The organism is Streptomyces exfoliatus, from assembly GCF_000725545.1.
GTDB classification, from domain to species: Bacteria; Actinomycetota; Actinomycetes; order Streptomycetales; family Streptomycetaceae; genus Streptomyces; species Streptomyces exfoliatus.
Map to the genome: position 1 here is coordinate 228,946 of NZ_KL647056.1, position 14,895 is coordinate 243,840.

A 14,895-nucleotide genomic window follows, 5' to 3' on the forward strand; every position below is an offset into this window, starting at 1 on the left:
GAGGCAGTTGTGTCCCTACGCGCCTGGAGTCTGCTCCTCGTCCTCTCCGGGACGATCTTCCTCGAAGGCATCGACGTCGCCATGCTCGCCGTCGCCGTCCCCACCGTCCGCGCCGACCTCGGACTCACCACCGGCACCGCCGCCTGGGTCATGTCCGCGTACGTCCTCGGCTACGCCGGCTTCACACTCCTCGGCGGCAGAGCCGCCGACCTGCTCGGACGGCGCCGGATGCTCCTCGGCTGGCTCACCGTCTTCCTGCTCTTCTCCGGCCTCGGCGGCCTCGCCGACGAGGGATGGACCCTGATCCTGGCCCGCTTCGTGACGGGCGTCGCCGCCGCCTTCATGACCCCGGCCGCCCTGTCGATCATCACGACGTCCTACGAGGAGGGCCCGCAGCGCAACCAGGCGCTCCTGGTCTTCGCCGGCACCGCCGCCGGCGGCTTCTCGCTCGGGCTCGTCATCGGCGGGCTGCTCACCCAGCTCGGCTGGCGCTGGGTCTTCTTCGCCCCGGTCCTCCTCGCCGCCGCCATCCTGGCCGCCGCGATCGCCCTGGTCCCGAAGGAGCCGCGCCCGGCCCGTGCGAACGGCGCGGCCGACGCGCAGGGCTCTGGTTCCGTGCGGGGCGGCTTCGACCTCGGCGGGGCGCTCACCGCCGCCGGAGCCATGCTGCTCCTCGCGTACGGCATCATCCGCCTGGAGCACGGACTCACCGGCTGGCAGGTCACGGCCGCCGTGCTCGCGGCCGGACTCCTCCTCGCCGCGGCCTTCGTCGCCGTCGAGCGCCGGGCCGCCGCCCCCCTCGTCCGCCTCGGCATCCTCCGCAAGGCCTCGCTCGTCCGCGCCGACCTGGGAGCCCTGCTCTTCGTCGGCTCCTTCTTCGGCTTCCAGTTCGTGGCCACGCTCTACCTCCAGGAGCTGCGCGGCTGGTCGTCCCTCCAGACGGCGCTCGCCCTCCTCGTGATGGGCGTCGACGCGGTCCTCGCCCCGACGCTCACCCCGCGACTCGTGGCCCGGTTCGGCAACGCCCGGGTGATCCTCGGCGGCTTCGTCCTCGCCGTCGTCTCCTACGCGCTGTTCCTGCCGGTCGGCCCGGACTGGTCGTACGCGGCGATGTTCCCGACGCTGTTCCTGACCGGGCTCGCGTTCGCCCTGGCGTACGGGCCGCTCACCATCGCCGGTACGGAGGGGATCGCGGAGGAGGAGCAGGGGCTCGCCGGCGGACTGCTCACGACGGCGACCCAGTTCGGCTCGGCGGTCGGCATCGCCGCGGTCACCGCGGTGTACGGCCTGGCGGGCGGCGGCCTCGACGGCTTCCGCGCGGCGCTCGTGGTGCCGCTGGTCATGGTCGTGCTCGGCGCGGTGATCACGGCGACGGGGGTACGCGGCGGGGCGGCCCGCGCGCGGGAGGTCCAGGAGGCCGCTCAGGCCCCGGAGGCCCCGGAGGTGCCCCAGCCTGCGACGAACGTCACGGTCTGAAGGCCCTCGCCCGCCCCTAATGTGGAGGGATGGACCTTTCGCCCGGCTGCCCGCTGATCGGCGTCGTCGCCACGTACATGCCCCGGCTCTCGGAGTTCACCTTCGAGCCGGGGCTCGTGGCCGCCGTCGACCAGCACGCCGCCGCCGTGTGCGACGCCCTGATCCCCGCCCAGCGGGGGCCGGAGGGCCGGACCGTCCGGCGCGAGGAGCTCGCCGACTACGTCCTCGGGTTCACGGACTGGCTCTCCGAGGTCGACTGGACCGAGCCCGTCGGCCACGACTTCGCGACCCTGCGCCTCACGGCGGTCTGCTGGCTGATCAGGGAGCACGACCTGCTGGCCGTGTGAGACCGGATCCGATATCCGGATCCCGGATCCGGGATCCGGATATGTGGAATGCGGATCCCGGATCCCCTGGATCTACATCGGGTCCATCGGCGGTTCCTGGCCGGGACGGCGCTCCATCGGCTCCTGTCCCTCGCCCCGCACCATGCGCTCCTGAGGAGCCGGCATTCCGCTCCGGGCGTCCTCACGGCCCCGCTGGTAGGCCGCGACCTGGTCCTTGGCCCGCCCGGTCTCGACCTCGGCCGCCGACAGCCAGCGCTCCCAGCGTCCCCGCATCGGGGTGATGAGACCACCGCCGACGCCGACGATGATGACACCCGCGATCGTCGCGAGCACCGCCGTGAGCACCGGCCCGGTCACCGAGGTCGCGATGCCCGCCTGGCTCAGCGCGGCGATCACGCCGAGGCCGACGATGAACGCCCAGGCCGCCGTGGCGAGGACCCTGCCGTAGGACGTCTGGCTCAGCGCGCCGCCGATGATGTCCCGTACCGCGCGGGCGATGGCCATGGCGACGACGACGATGACGCAGGCGACGATCGCCCTCGGCAGCCAGGCGACGATCCCGTTGATCATGACGCTGACCGGGTTGGGGCCGAAGACCCCGAAGGCCAGCTGGAGGGCGATCAGCAGGACCGCGTAGTAGAGGATCTTGGCGATGATGCCGGTGGCGTCGTACTTCGATTCCCTGAGGGTGTTCGAGACGCCGCTGCGCTCGGCCATCCGCTCGAAGCCGACCCGGCGCAGCAGCCGGTCGGCGACCTTGGCGATCATCTTGGCGACGAACCAGCCGATGAGCAGGATCACCAGGAAACCGATGAACTTCGGCACGAATTCGGCGACGGCGGACCATGCGTCCGTGAATCCCTGGCCGAAGTCGACCGAGAGGGCGAGGCGCTGCGCCATGGAGCCATCTCCACTCGGAGGGGCCCCTCCGGTTCGGGGCCTGGACCTCCGACGTAACTACGGCGGGGCCGCGTCCGCCCCCGGTCAGCGTCCCGGCTGGGCCGAAGGGGTGGAAACCACCGCTGTGGCCCCGGTCTCTTCACCGGCGTGTCCGGTGGCGGGCGGCACGGGCGCACCCGTTCCGGCCGCGCCCGACCTGGCCGCGCCCTTCGCCGCCTCGACCGCGAGCCGGCTGCGGCGGCCGGCGCGCAGGGCGTCCCAGGTGAGGATCGTCAGGGCCAGCCAGACGAGGGAGAAGCCGGCCCATCGCTCCGGCGGCATCGCCTCGTGGAAGTAGAGGATGCCGAGGAGGAACTGGAAGGTCGGTGCCAGGTACTGGAGGAGGCCGAGCGTGGACAGCGGTACGCGGATCGCCGCCGCCCCGAAGCAGACGAGCGGGACGGCCGTGACGATGCCGGTGACGGCGAGCAGGAGCGTGTGGCCGGTGCCGTGGGCGCCGAAGGCCAGGGTGCCCTGGCTGCCGAGCCAGACGAGGTAGCCGAGGGCGGGCAGGAACTGGACGGCGGTCTCGGCGGCGAGCGATTCGAGGCCGCCGATGTTGACCTTCTTCTTCACCAGCCCGTAGGCGGCGAAGGTGAAGGCGAGGGTGAGGGAGATCCACGGCGGCTGCCCGTACCCGATCGCGAGGACGAGGACGGCGGCGAAGCCGATGCCGACCGCCGCCCACTGCGCGGGGCGCAGCCGTTCCTGGAGCACGAGGACGCCGAGGGCGATGGTGACGAGCGGGTTGATGAAGTAGCCGAGGGAGGCCTCGACGACGTGGCCGGTGTTGACCGACCAGATGTAGAGGCCCCAGTTCACCGTGATGACGGTGGCGGCGACGGTGATCAGGCCGAGTTTGCGCGGGCTGCGGAGGAGCTCGCGTATCCAGCCCCAGCGGCGGAGGGCGAGCAGGGCGAGGCCGACGAAGGCCAGGGACCACACCATCCGGTGGGCGAGGATCTCGATCGCCCCGGCGGGCCTGAGGAGCGGCCAGAAGAGCGGGACCAGTCCCCACATGCCGTAGGCGCCGATCCCGTAGAGCAATCCCGCTCGCTCCGTGTTCTCCGTCTTCACCGGACCTCCCGCCCTGTGTCGCGCTGTCCTGTCGAAGGTAGCGCCGCACAGGGCGGCTTGTCATGTCCGTACCGCGATACGGTCATGACGGCTCAGGAGGCGTTCAGCGCTTCCTCGATCGACACGGCGATCGGGGTGGTGGGGCGGCCGATCAGGCGGGTCAGGTCGCCGGTCTGCAGGGCGAGCGCGCCGTGCTCGACGGCCCGGTCGACGTCGACCAGGATCTCGGCGAAGGGGGCGGGGACGCCGGCGCCGGTGAGGATCGCGAGGTGGGTCTCGGCGGGGACGCTGCTGTACGTGATCTCCCGGCCGGACTGCGCGGCGACCTCGGCCGCGTACTCGGCGAGCGACCAGGCGGTGTCGCCGCTCAGCTCGTACGCCCGGTTCAGGTGCTCCTCGGCGGGGCCGGTCAGGACGGCGGCCGCGGCGGCGGCGTAGTCGGCGCGGGAGGCCGAGGCGATCCGGCCCTCGCCCGCGTTGGAGACGACGGCGCCGTGGGCGAGGACGGGGGCGAGGTTCGCGGTGTAGTTCTCGGAGTACCAGCCGTTGCGCAGGAAGGTGTACGGCAGGCCGGAGGCGAGGATCAGCCGCTCGGTCTCCTTGTGCTCGGCGGCCAGGTCGAAGTCGGCCTCGTCGCCGCCGAGGACGCCGGTGTACGCGAGCTGGGCTACGCCCGCCGCCTTGGCGGCGTCGATCACGGCGGCGTGCTGGGCGACGCGCTGTCCGACCTCGCTGCCGGAGATCAGGAGCACCCGGTCGCCGGCCTCGAAGGCGTCCGCCAGGGTCTCGGGACGGCCGTAGTCGGCGATCCGCAGCTCGACGCCGCGCTCCGCGAGGTCGGCGGCCTTCTCCTTGTTCCGTACGACGGCGGTGACGGATGCGGCGGGGACGCCGGCGAGGAGGGCGTCGATGACGAGACGGCCGAGGGCTCCGGTGGCTCCGGTGACGACGATGCTCATGGTGCTTCCTTCTCCCGTGGGGGTGCGGTGGGCGGTGCACTCACCGGTACTCACCGTACGAGGGGCGCTGTCGTTTCGAAAGTACCCACTTTGAAGTAAGGTACTGGTATGGGAGTAAGTGACATGGGCGAGAAGCCGAAGGCGCTGTTCACCGACGTCGTCGGGGGCATGTGCCCGGCGCGTCTCGTCCTGGAGCACGTCACCAGCCGCTGGGGCGTCCTGATCCTGATCGCGCTGCTCGAGCGCTCGTACCGCTTCAGCGAACTGCGCCGGAGGGTCGGTGGAGTCAGCGAGAAGATGCTCACGCAGACGCTCCAGACCCTGGAGCGCGACGGCTTCGTCCTGCGCGTCGCCAGGCCCGTCATCCCGCCCCACGTCGACTACAGCCTCACCGCCCTGGGCGAGGAGGCCGCCCGTCAGGTCTCGGAGCTCGCCCGCTGGACCGACAGCCGGGTCCCGGAGGTCGAGGAGGCCCGCGCGCGATACGACGAGGCGCGTCGCGACAATGCCACGGATCCGTCTCAATGACGCTGTAACCGGGGCGAGTTGTCAGTCCCTGGCCATACGATCTGCTCACCGTTCGTGGGGAAACCGTGAGGGACCGTGGGGGAACTGTGGCGTACGGGGAGCGGAAGCCTCGGCATGTCTGGCGCGCCGTGATGGTGGGCGGGATGCTGGGCGGCTTGGTGTTGACGGGCTGTTCCGACGGGGGTGACGACGGGAAGAAACCCGACGGCATGGGGAGTACGAGCACGTCGGCCGCCCCGACCAAGGCGTCCCCGACCACACCCGACCCGACCACGGCGTCTCCGCCGCCCACCGCCCTTCCCTTCGTCCCCGACCCGAAGCGCGCGCCGAAGACCGAGGCCGACGCCAGACGGATCGCCCTCGCCGTCGTCGCGGGACCCGACGCCTGGGGCCCGGACTACGTGAAGCGCACCCCGCACCTCAGCGACCCGGCCTACTGGCCGGTGCTCGGTGCCGACTGCTCCTGGGGGACCGGCACCCGGCCCGCCACCGTCCTCTACAGCGTCACCGCCTACAGCGAGATCCCCGCCGACGGCGCCCTCGGGAACCTCCGGGTCGCCGCCACCGTCACCGTGCACCGCACGGAGGCCGACGCCGACTGGGAGATGGCCGGGACCCTGGAGGAGGCGCTCCGCTGCCCCGACCAGAAGCTGCGCGACGGCGAGCGCATCTCCGACCTCATCTCGCTCGGCAACCCCTTCGGCGTCGGAGGCAACTTCACCGCCCACGACTCCCTCGGAGAACGCGGGACCTACCTCAACGACGCGGTGAAGGGGAAGCAGTTCTACGGCTGGTACCAGTCGCGGATCGGCCAGGTCACCGTCGCCACCGTCGTCAAGGGTGCGCCCGGCTACAGCGAGCAGGAGGGGAGCGGCACGGTCGGCACCGTGACGGCCCAGGTCCAGGCCCTCGTCACGATGCTCCAACGTGCCGAGGACGAACTGGAGGTCCAGTCATGAGCCCCACCGGACCCATCGACTCCGCCGGCCCCACGGACCCCCAGCGCGGCCCCGTCCCCACCCCTGCCCGGCCCGAGCCCGGAGCCCTCCAGCCCCTCCTGTCCTCCGACCCGTCCTCGATCGCCGGCTACCGCCTCCTCGGCCGCCTCGGCGCCGGCGGCATGGGCGTCGTCTATCTGGGCCGTACGGAGAACGGCGAACTCGCCGCCGTCAAGGTCACCCACGCCGACCAGGCCGACCAGCCCGACTTCCGGGCCCGGTTCCGCCGCGAGGTCGAGGCCGCCCGCCGGGTCTCCAGCCCCTGGGCCGTCCCCGTCACCGGCGCCGACCCGGACGCCCCCGAACCGTGGATGGCCACCGCCTTCGTCGCGGGCCCCTCCCTCGGCGAGGCCGTCACCGCGCACGGCGCGCTGCCCGAGCGGAGCGTCCGCCTCCTCGGCTGGGCCGTCGCCCGCGCCCTGTCCGCCGTGCACGCGGCGGGCCTCGTCCACCGGGACGTGAAGCCGGGCAACGTCCTCCTCGCCGTCGACGGGCCACGCCTCATCGACTTCGGCATCGCCCGCGCCACCGGCGAGACCGCCCTCACCGCCACCGACATGGTCGTCGGCACCCCCGGCTTCCTCGCGCCCGAGCAGGCCGAGGCCCGCACCGACGCCATCGGGCCGCCCGCCGACGTCTTCGCGCTCGGTTGCCTCCTCGCGTACGCGGCGACCGGCCGCCCGCCCTTCGGCACCGGCGCCGTGGACGCCCTGATGTACCGGACCGTCCACGACGAACCCGACCTCACCGGCGTACCCGAAGGGCTGCTCGACCTCGTCAGGGCCTGCCTGGCCAAGGACCCGGCCGCCCGGCCCACCGCCGCGGAGATCGGAGTCCGGCTCACCGAGGACAGCCCCGCCGGCGGCGCCGACTGGCTGCCCGCCCCCGTCGTCCGGACCATCGCCGAACGCTCCGCCCGGATGCTCGCCCTCCCCGAGATCGACGCGACCGGGCCGGGCACCGAGCCGACGGAACCGCCGCGGCGCAGCCGTCGCGGCTTCCTGCTCCTCGCCTCCGGGGCCGCCGCCCTCGCCGTGGGCGGGGGTTCCTTCGCCGCGTGGGCGGGACTCAAGGACGACGAGACCGGCGGCGAGGCGGACGGCAAGAAGCCCGCGCCGCCCCGCACCACCTGGAAGATCGGCGTCCTCGCCGACCTCTCGGGACCCGCCAAGGAGATCGGCCTCGCCCAGGAGCGCGGCGCGCGCCTCGCCGTCGAGCAGTTCAACGCCCGTAAGAACAAGCCGTACACGCTGGAACTCGCGGTCTCCGACGACCGGGGCGACCCGGCCACCGCCCTGGAGGCGGCCCGCAGACTCACCACCGACCCGGGCGTGCTCGCGGTGCTCGGCGCCACCTCCGACGACACCGCCCAGGTCGTGCTGCCCGCCTTCGAGGAGTCCGGTCTCCCGCTGATCACGGTCTCGGCCGGCTACAACCTGCTCACCGTCCGGGACGAGGAGAGCCCGCCGAACACCACGGTCCTGCGGGCGATCCCCCACCACCCCTTCGCCGGGATGCACCTGGCCTACGCCGTCACGCTCCTGTCGGCCATCCGCAGGCCCGGGGTGCTCCAGGAGCGCACCGACGACCAGTACAGCTGGCAGCTCGTCCGGGGTGTCCAATTCGCCTTCGGGCAGGCCGGCCTCACGCCCCACTTCCGGGTGGTCCCGGCCCGGGTGCGGGAGTACCGCGCGGTCCTCGGCGAGATGATCGACTCCGGGATGGATGCGTACGTCCACTGCGGGACCCTGGCCGGCGCCGTCCTCGCGGCCCGCGCACTCGGTGAACTCCGGTTCACGGGGCCCCGGTTCACCGGGCAGCGGGCTTTCGGGCAGGCGTTCCTGAAGGAGGCGGGCGCCGACGCCGAGGGTTGGTTCTTCGGCGCCCCCGTGCTCGACGCCGTCTCCCGCAAGGAGGCCGCCGGCTTCGTCGCGGCCCACCGCAAGCGGTTCGGGGCGGCTCCCGCGTACTACACGGGGGAGTCGTACGACGTCGTCACCATGGCCCTGGACGAGCTCGCGCGACGCGCGAAGGCGGGTGGGGGCCCGGCCCGCAAGGGGCTCTGGCAGGCGCTGCGGAAGCAGAAGTACACCGGTGTCATGGGTGGTTACACCTTCGACGAGAGCGGTGACCTCACGAACGGCGGGACCTTCGTGCACGCGGTGCAGAACGGCGCCTACAAGGTGATCGGGCCCGCCCCCGTCGTCCCGGCGGACAAGGGGAAGCGGAAGGCCTGACCGTGCAGCCACTCCGTAAGGCCGACCAGTCCTCGATCGCGGGCCACCGGCTCCTCGGCCGGCTCGGCGCCGGCGGCATGGGCGTGGTGTACCTCGCCCGGTCCGGCGGCGGCGCGCTCGTCGCGCTCAAGGTGATCCGGGCCGAGCACGCCGCCGACCCCGGATTCCGGGAGCGGTTCCGTCGCGAGGCCCGTGCCGCCGAGCGGATCACGGGCCGCTGGGTCGTCCGCGTCCTCGGCGCCGACCCGGAGGCGCGGGAGCCGTGGCTGGCGACCGAGTACGTGCCGGGGCCCTCCCTCGCCGAGGCCGTCGCCGTGCACGGCGCCCTGCCCGAGCCGACCGTACGGGCCCTGGGCGCCCGGCTCGCGTCCGCGCTCGGCGACATGCACGCGGCAGGGCTCGTCCACCGGGACGTCAAGCCCGGCAACGTCCTCCTCGCCCTCGACGGGCCCCGGCTGATCGACTTCGGCATCGCGCGGACCGCCGGGGCGACCGCACTGACCGCCACCGACGCGATGATCGGCACCCCCGGCTTCCTCGCTCCCGAACAGGCCCGGGTCGGCGGGGCCGGTGAGGTCGGCCCGCCGAGCGACGTGTTCTCGCTCGGGTGCGTCCTCGCGTACGCGCTGACCGGTGAGCGCCCGTTCGGTACGGGTGGGGTGGCCGCCGTCGTCTACCGCACCGTCCATGAGGAGCCCGACCTCGCCGCCGTACCGGACACACTCCTGCCGCTGGTCACGGCCTGTCTGGCCAAGGATCCGGCGGCCCGGCCGACGGCGGCGCGGGTGCGGGCCGCCCTGGGGGAGGCCGAGGGGCCGGCCGGGGACTGGCTGCCGCCCGGCCTGCCCGCCCTGATCGCCCGGCGCTCCTCGCGGGTCCTTGACCTGCCGGTCGCCGAGCCGACGGTGCTCGTGAACTCCGAAGCGCCGCAAGGCCTTTCGCGGCGCAGGCTCCTGATGGGCGGCTCCGCGGCGGCCCTGGCGGGTGCGGGAGGCCTGACCGCCTGGCTCCTGAGCCGCGGACCGGCGGAGACGGGCGTGGGCACGATCGGCGGCATGGGCGGCACCGGGGCGCCGCTCTCCACGTACACCCTCGGTCTGCTCACCGACCTCAGCGGCCCTTCAAGGACCGACGGCCGGGCCCAGGAGCGCGGCGTCCGGGTGGCCGTGGAGGCCTTCAACGCCCGGCAGGGCCGCCCCTTCGACCTGGCCCTCCGGGTCACGGACGACGGAGGGGACGCCCGGCGCGCCGAGGCGGCTGCCCGCACCCTCCTCAAGGACGAGAGCCTGATCGGCGTCCTCGGCCCGACGACCGCCCCGACCGCCCACGCCGCGGTGGCCGAACTGCTCGACCGGTCGGTTCCGCTGGTCAGCGTCCTCGCCTCGATCCCGACGGGTGACACGGTCAAGGGCCAGACCAGCAGGCGGACCTATTTCGAGGCGCGGGCCTCCCCCGACGTGATGATCGTGCCCTTCGCACGCTACCTCTCCGAGCGGCAGGCCGTCCGGACCGCCGTCGTGGAGGACCGGGCCGCCGGCCGGTACAGCTGGTTCGCCGTCAAGAGCCTGAAGGACAGCCCGCCTTCGCAGGCCCAGGGCGGGGTGGTGACCTCGCACCCCGTCGAAGCGGACAGCCAGGACTTCGCGGCCGCCGTGCGGGCGGCTCTCGCAACCGGCCCGCAGGGCGTGATGTACGCGGGAGACTCGCCGCGCAGGGCGGCGCTGTGCGCCCGTGCCCTGCGCGAGCAGGGGTACGAGGGGCCCTGCGGCAGCGTCGAACGCGTCCTGGAGCCGGAGTTCCTCCGCCTCGCGGGGCCGGCGTGCGAGGGCTGGTACTTCGGCACGGGATACGTCGACCCTGACGGGATCCCGGCGGCGAAGGCCTTCGCCGCCGCGTACCGCAAGCGCTGGGGACTGACCGGTGCGACGCCCGTCGACCGCTACGCCACGGAGGCCTACGACGTCGTCAACTGGCTCGCGGAGGCGCTGAGTACGGCAGTCCTGGAGCACGCGGAGTCGAAGGCCTCCGCCGTCGCGAACACGCTGACGAGGGCCGCCCACGAGGGGCTGGCCAAGATGTACTCCGCCCGGGGCAAGGACAACAAGGTCGAGAGTCTCTCTGCGCTCTTCCTCTGGCAGGTGAGGGGCGGCAGGCCCGTCTTCCTCGGGAAGTACGACGAGGCGGCGCGGAAGGCGGCGCAGGACGGCACATGAGGGGGCCCGGTCCGTAAGGGTCTACGGACCGGGCCCCTCGTACGCGCGCGTGCTAGCCGACGACCGTCCAGGTGTCGTTCCCGGTCAGGAGCTGGCCCAGGTCGCCCTTGCCGTACCGCTCCACCGCCGTCTCCAGCTGGTCGGCCATGAGCGTGTCGTACACCGGCCGGTCCACCGAGCGGAACACCCCGATGGGGGTCTGGTGCAGGGTGTCCGGGTCCGCGAGCCGGGAGAGAGCGAAGGCGGTGGTGGGGGTGGTGGCGTGGGCGTCGTGGACGAGGATCCGCGACTCGTTCTCGGGGGTGACCGTGACGACCTGGAGGTCGCCGGTGGCCGGGTCGCGGACGACGCCCTTCTCGTCCTCGGCGCCGAAGCGGATCGGGCTGCCGTGTTCGAGGCGGATGACCGCCTCCTTGGCCTGGTCCTTGTCCTTGAGGACCTCGAAGGCGCCGTCGTTGAAGATGTTGCAGTTCTGGTAGATCTCGACGAGCGCCGTGCCGTTGTGGTCGGCGGCCTGTCGCAGCACCTCGGTGAGGTGCTTGCGGTCGGAGTCGACCGTGCGGGCCACGAAGGAGGCCTCCGCGCCGAGCGCGAGCGACACCGGGTTGAAGGGGGCGTCGAGCGAGCCCATCGGGGTCGACTTGGTGATCTTGCCGACCTCGGAGGTGGGGCTGTACTGGCCCTTGGTCAGCCCGTAGATCCGGTTGTTGAAGAGCAGGATCTTCAGGTTGACGTTGCGGCGGAGCGCGTGGATGAGGTGGTTGCCGCCGATGGAGAGCGCGTCGCCGTCGCCCGTGACGACCCAGACGGACAGGTCGCGGCGGGAGGTGGCCAGGCCGGTGGCGATGGCCGGGGCGCGGCCGTGGATCGAGTGCATCCCGTAGGTGTTCATGTAGTACGGGAAGCGGGAGGAGCAGCCGATGCCGGAGACGAAGACGATGTTCTCCTTCGCCAGTCCGAGCTCGGGCATGAAGCCCTGGACGGCGGCGAGGACCGCGTAGTCACCGCAGCCCGGGCACCAGCGGACCTCCTGGTCGGACTTGAAGTCCTTCATGGACTGCTGGGCCTCGGCCTTGGGCACCAGGTGGAGGAGGGGCTCAGGCATCGATGGCCTCCTTGAGGGCGGCGGCGAGCTGCTCGGCCTTGAACGGCATGCCGTTGACCTGGGTGTGGCTCCGGGCGTCGACGAGGTACTTCGCCCGGACGAGGGTGGCGAGCTGGCCGAGGTTCATCTCGGGGATGACGACCTTCTCGTACCGCTTCAGCACCTCGCCGAGGTTCTTCGGGAAGGGGTTGAGGTGGCGCAGGTGGGTCTGGGCGATGGGCTTGCCCGCGACCCTGAGGCGGCGGACGGCCGCGGTGATCGGCCCGTAGGTGGAGCCCCAGCCGAGGACCAGGGTGTCGGCGCCGTCCGGGTCGTCGACCTCGATGTCGGGGACGTCGATGCCGTCGATCTTTGCCTGCCGGGTGCGGACCATGAACTCGTGGTTGGCGGGGTCGTACGAGATGTTGCCGGTGCCGTCCTGCTTCTCGATGCCGCCGATGCGGTGTTCGAGGCCGGGTGTGCCGGGTACGGCCCACGGGCGGGCCAGGGTCTCGGGGTCGCGCTTGTACGGCCAGAAGACCTCGGTGCCGTCGTCGAGCGTGTGGTTCGGGCCGGTGGCGAACAGGGTCCGCAGGTCGGGGAGGTCCCCGACATCGGGGACGCGCCAGGGCTCGGAGCCGTTGGCGAGGTAGCCGTCGGACAGCAGGAAGACCGGCGTGCGGTAGGTGAGGGCGATCCGGGCCGCCTCGACGGCCGCGTCGAAGCAGTCGGCGGGCGTCCTGGGGGCGACGACCGGCACCGGCGCCTCGCCGTTGCGGCCGTACATGGCCTGGAGGAGGTCGGCCTGCTCGGTCTTGGTGGGCAGGCCGGTCGACGGGCCGCCCCGCTGGATGTCGACGATGAGGAGCGGCAGCTCCAGGGAGACCGCGAGCCCGATCGTCTCCGACTTCAGCGCCACGCCGGGGCCGGAGGTGGTGGTCACGGCGAGCGAGCCGCCGAAGGCCGCGCCGAGCGCGGCGCCGATGCCCGCGATCTCGTCCTCGGCCTGGAAGGTGCGCACGCCGAAGTTCTTGTGCTTGGACAGCTCGTGGAGGATGTCCGATGCCGGGGTGATGGGGTACGAGCCGAGGTAGAGCGGCAGGTCGGCCTGCCGGCCCGCGGCGATCAGCCCGTACGAGAGGGCGAGGTTCCCCGAGATGTTCCGGTAGGTGCCGGCGGGGAAGGCGCGGGTCGCCGGGGCGACCTCGTAGGAGACGGCGAAGTCCTCGGTGGTCTCGCCGAAGTTCCAGCCGGCCCGGAAGGCGGCCACGTTGGCCTCGGCGATCTGCGGCTTCTTCGCGAACTTCTGGCGCAGGAAGTTCTCGGTGCCCTCGGTCGGCCGGTGGTACATCCAGGAGAGCAGTCCGAGCGCGAACATGTTCTTGGAGCGCTCGGCCTCCTTCCGGGACAGGCCGAAGTCCTTCAGGGCCTCCACGGTGAGCGTGGTGAGCGGCACCGGGTGGACCCGGTAGCCGTCCAGCGAGCCGTCCTCCAGGGGGGACGTCTCGTAGCCGACCTTGGCCATGGCGCGCTTGGCGAACTCGTCGGTGTTCACGATGATCTCGCCACCGCGCGGCACGTCCCCGATGTTCGCCTTGAGGGCGGCGGGGTTCATCGCGACCAGCACGTTCGGGGCGTCACCGGGGGTCAGGATGTCGTGGTCGGCGAAGTGCAGCTGGAAGGAGGAGACGCCGGGCAGGGTTCCGGCGGGTGCCCGGATCTCGGCCGGGAAGTTCGGCAGCGTCGAGAGGTCGTTCCCGAAGGACGCCGTCTCCGAGGTGAACCGGTCACCTGTCAGCTGCATGCCGTCACCGGAGTCACCCGCGAAGCGGATGATCACCCGGTCGAGCCGGCGTACTTCCTTCTCTGTACCGTGGTGCGGCTTGGCCGGGGCGCTGCGCTGCTCCCCGAGCAGGGCCTCACCGGCCTCGCTACTGACCTGGCTGGTCACTGAACTGGACCTCCCTCGCGGCAAGGGGACTCTCCGCCGAAGGCGGGAGAAGGCTCGGGCTGCGGTCGGCCGATCACCGTCCGTCCCGTGCCCACCCTACGACGGTAAGGGGGGCCCTCCCGGGACTTCTCACATTGTGGACCTCTTTTTGAGACGCCCTCTTGCCCTGAATTGTCACGTTCTGTCGCCGCCCGGATTTCCGGAATGCCGGATTCCGTCCCCTCCGGGGGCTCGGGGCCCCCGGGGCGTCGACAGCCGGCCTTCCGTCCTCCAGGTCATCTGACAGGGTGTCAGATCATCAGGACTTCAGATACGTCAACACTGCGAGTACCCGGCGATGATCGCCGTCACTCGGCGAGAGCCCCAGCTTCAGGAAGATGTTGCTGATGTGCTTCTCCACCGCGCCGTCGCTCACGACCAGCGCTTTCGCGATCGCCGAGTTCGTCCGGCCCTCCGCCATCAGGCCCAGGACCTCCCGCTCGCGCGGAGTGAGGTTCGCCAGCACGTCCTGCTGACGGCTCCGGCCCAGCAGCTGCTGCACGACCTCCGGATCCAGCGCCGTACCGCCGCCGGCGACGCGTACGACCGCGTCCACGAACTCACGGACCTCCGCCACCCGGTCCTTCAGCAGATATCCCACACCCCGGCTGGAACCGGCCAGGAGTTCGGTGGCGTACTGCTCCTCCACATACTGCGAAAGGACCAGCACGCCGAGCCCCGGATACTCCTTGCGCAGCCGCACCGCCGCCCGCACGCCCTCGTCCGTGTGCGTGGGCGGCATCCGTACGTCCGCGACCACGACGTCCGGCAGCGCCCCCTGGCCCGCGAGCCCGGCGACGGTCTCGACGAGCGCCTCGCCGTCCCCGACGCCGGCCACGACGTCGTGCCCCAGATCGGTCAGGAGCCGGGTCAGTCCCTCCCTGAGCAGCACGGAATCCTCGGCGATGACCACCCGAACCCGCTCCGCCACGCCTTGCACAACCAGCCCCCATGTCCCGGTCCACCGATACGGCCTTCAGCATCGCAGGCCGACGCCCCGGGCGTGAGGACCCGTGCAGATTGCCCGGGGCGGCGGCCCCACGCTCC

General features: G+C 72.3%; 12 protein-coding genes. 6 read left to right on the forward strand and 6 right to left on the reverse strand.

Features of this window, described 5'->3' with window-relative positions; translation table 11 throughout:
- Nucleotides 1-9 precede the first annotated feature (9 nt).
- A complete protein-coding gene (locus IO20_RS0135480) occupies nucleotides 10-1,476 on the forward strand; it encodes an MFS transporter (protein WP_030549887.1) in 1,467 nt (488 codons plus the stop codon).
- Between the two features lie 29 nt (nucleotides 1,477-1,505).
- Nucleotides 1,506-1,823, forward strand: coding sequence for a DUF6401 family natural product biosynthesis protein (locus IO20_RS0135485; RefSeq protein ID WP_030222927.1), 318 nt, complete (start codon nucleotides 1,506-1,508; stop codon nucleotides 1,821-1,823).
- Nucleotides 1,824-1,895: 72 nt separating this feature from the next.
- Here the strand turns inward: IO20_RS0135485 and IO20_RS0135490 are convergent, their stop codons facing one another.
- The 3 genes from IO20_RS0135490 to IO20_RS0135500 all read right to left on the reverse strand — a co-directional run bounded on the left by IO20_RS0135490 (nucleotide 1,896) and on the right by IO20_RS0135500 (nucleotide 4,798).
- Nucleotides 1,896-2,723, reverse strand: a complete 828-nt coding sequence (locus IO20_RS0135490) for a mechanosensitive ion channel family protein (protein ID WP_051874461.1) — start codon at nucleotides 2,721-2,723, stop codon at nucleotides 1,896-1,898.
- Nucleotides 2,724-2,807: 84 nt separating this feature from the next.
- Nucleotides 2,808-3,839: an EamA family transporter RarD gene (rarD, locus tag IO20_RS0135495; RefSeq protein WP_030549885.1), complete on the reverse strand. Its 1,032-nt coding sequence runs from the start codon at nucleotides 3,837-3,839 to the stop codon at nucleotides 2,808-2,810.
- A gap of 92 nt (nucleotides 3,840-3,931) precedes the next feature.
- Nucleotides 3,932-4,798 (reverse strand): NmrA family NAD(P)-binding protein, encoded by an 867-nt coding sequence (locus tag IO20_RS0135500; RefSeq protein ID WP_030549884.1) that lies wholly within the window; start codon nucleotides 4,796-4,798, stop codon nucleotides 3,932-3,934.
- Between the two features lie 108 nt (nucleotides 4,799-4,906).
- Between IO20_RS0135500 and IO20_RS0135505 the strand changes: the two genes are divergently transcribed.
- From IO20_RS0135505 to IO20_RS0135520, 4 genes are all read left to right on the forward strand, one after another.
- Nucleotides 4,907-5,326: a winged helix-turn-helix transcriptional regulator gene (locus IO20_RS0135505; RefSeq protein ID WP_051874460.1), complete on the forward strand. Its 420-nt coding sequence runs from the start codon at nucleotides 4,907-4,909 to the stop codon at nucleotides 5,324-5,326.
- Between the two features lie 209 nt (nucleotides 5,327-5,535).
- Nucleotides 5,536-6,285 (forward strand): hypothetical protein, encoded by a 750-nt coding sequence (locus IO20_RS0135510; RefSeq protein WP_245685175.1) that lies wholly within the window; start codon nucleotides 5,536-5,538, stop codon nucleotides 6,283-6,285.
- Complete coding sequence (locus IO20_RS0135515) at nucleotides 6,282-8,561, forward strand: bifunctional serine/threonine-protein kinase/ABC transporter substrate-binding protein (RefSeq protein WP_078945994.1); 2,280 nt, start codon at nucleotides 6,282-6,284, stop codon at nucleotides 8,559-8,561. The genes IO20_RS0135510 and IO20_RS0135515 overlap by 4 nt, the downstream gene beginning before the upstream one ends.
- 2 nt (nucleotides 8,562-8,563) lie before the next feature.
- Nucleotides 8,564-10,774 (forward strand): bifunctional serine/threonine-protein kinase/ABC transporter substrate-binding protein, encoded by a 2,211-nt coding sequence (locus IO20_RS0135520; protein ID WP_030549880.1) that lies wholly within the window; start codon nucleotides 8,564-8,566, stop codon nucleotides 10,772-10,774.
- A gap of 52 nt (nucleotides 10,775-10,826) precedes the next feature.
- On the opposite strand, the gene IO20_RS0135525 is transcribed toward IO20_RS0135520, so the two are convergent.
- The 3 genes from IO20_RS0135525 to IO20_RS0135535 all read right to left on the reverse strand — a co-directional run bounded on the left by IO20_RS0135525 (nucleotide 10,827) and on the right by IO20_RS0135535 (nucleotide 14,779).
- Complete coding sequence (locus IO20_RS0135525) at nucleotides 10,827-11,879, reverse strand: 2-oxoacid:ferredoxin oxidoreductase subunit beta (RefSeq protein WP_030549879.1); 1,053 nt, start codon at nucleotides 11,877-11,879, stop codon at nucleotides 10,827-10,829.
- Nucleotides 11,872-13,809: a 2-oxoacid:acceptor oxidoreductase subunit alpha gene (locus IO20_RS0135530; RefSeq protein WP_030549878.1), complete on the reverse strand. Its 1,938-nt coding sequence runs from the start codon at nucleotides 13,807-13,809 to the stop codon at nucleotides 11,872-11,874. Before IO20_RS0135530 ends, IO20_RS0135525 begins: the two co-directional genes overlap by 8 nt.
- Nucleotides 13,810-14,107: 298 nt before the next feature.
- Entirely contained in the window at nucleotides 14,108-14,779 is a 672-nt protein-coding gene (locus tag IO20_RS0135535) for a response regulator transcription factor (RefSeq protein WP_078945993.1), read from the reverse strand.
- Nucleotides 14,780-14,895 lie beyond the last annotated feature (116 nt).

Excerpts from the sequence above, each read along its gene's own strand:
- IO20_RS0135515 (WP_078945994.1), top strand. The coding sequence starts at position 6,282 with ATGAGCCCCACCGGACCCATCGACTCCGCCGGCCCCACGGACCCCCAG.
- IO20_RS0135510 (WP_245685175.1), top strand. The coding sequence starts at position 5,536 with ATGGGGAGTACGAGCACGTCGGCCGCCCCGACCAAGGCGTCCCCGACC.
- IO20_RS0135525 (WP_030549879.1), bottom strand. The coding sequence starts at position 11,879 with ATGCCTGAGCCCCTCCTCCACCTGGTGCCCAAGGCCGAGGCCCAGCAG.
- IO20_RS0135490 (WP_051874461.1), bottom strand. The coding sequence starts at position 2,723 with ATGGCGCAGCGCCTCGCCCTCTCGGTCGACTTCGGCCAGGGATTCACG.
- IO20_RS0135505 (WP_051874460.1), top strand. The coding sequence starts at position 4,907 with ATGGGAGTAAGTGACATGGGCGAGAAGCCGAAGGCGCTGTTCACCGAC.
- IO20_RS0135500 (WP_030549884.1), bottom strand. The coding sequence starts at position 4,798 with ATGAGCATCGTCGTCACCGGAGCCACCGGAGCCCTCGGCCGTCTCGTC.
- IO20_RS0135485 (WP_030222927.1), top strand. The coding sequence starts at position 1,506 with ATGGACCTTTCGCCCGGCTGCCCGCTGATCGGCGTCGTCGCCACGTAC.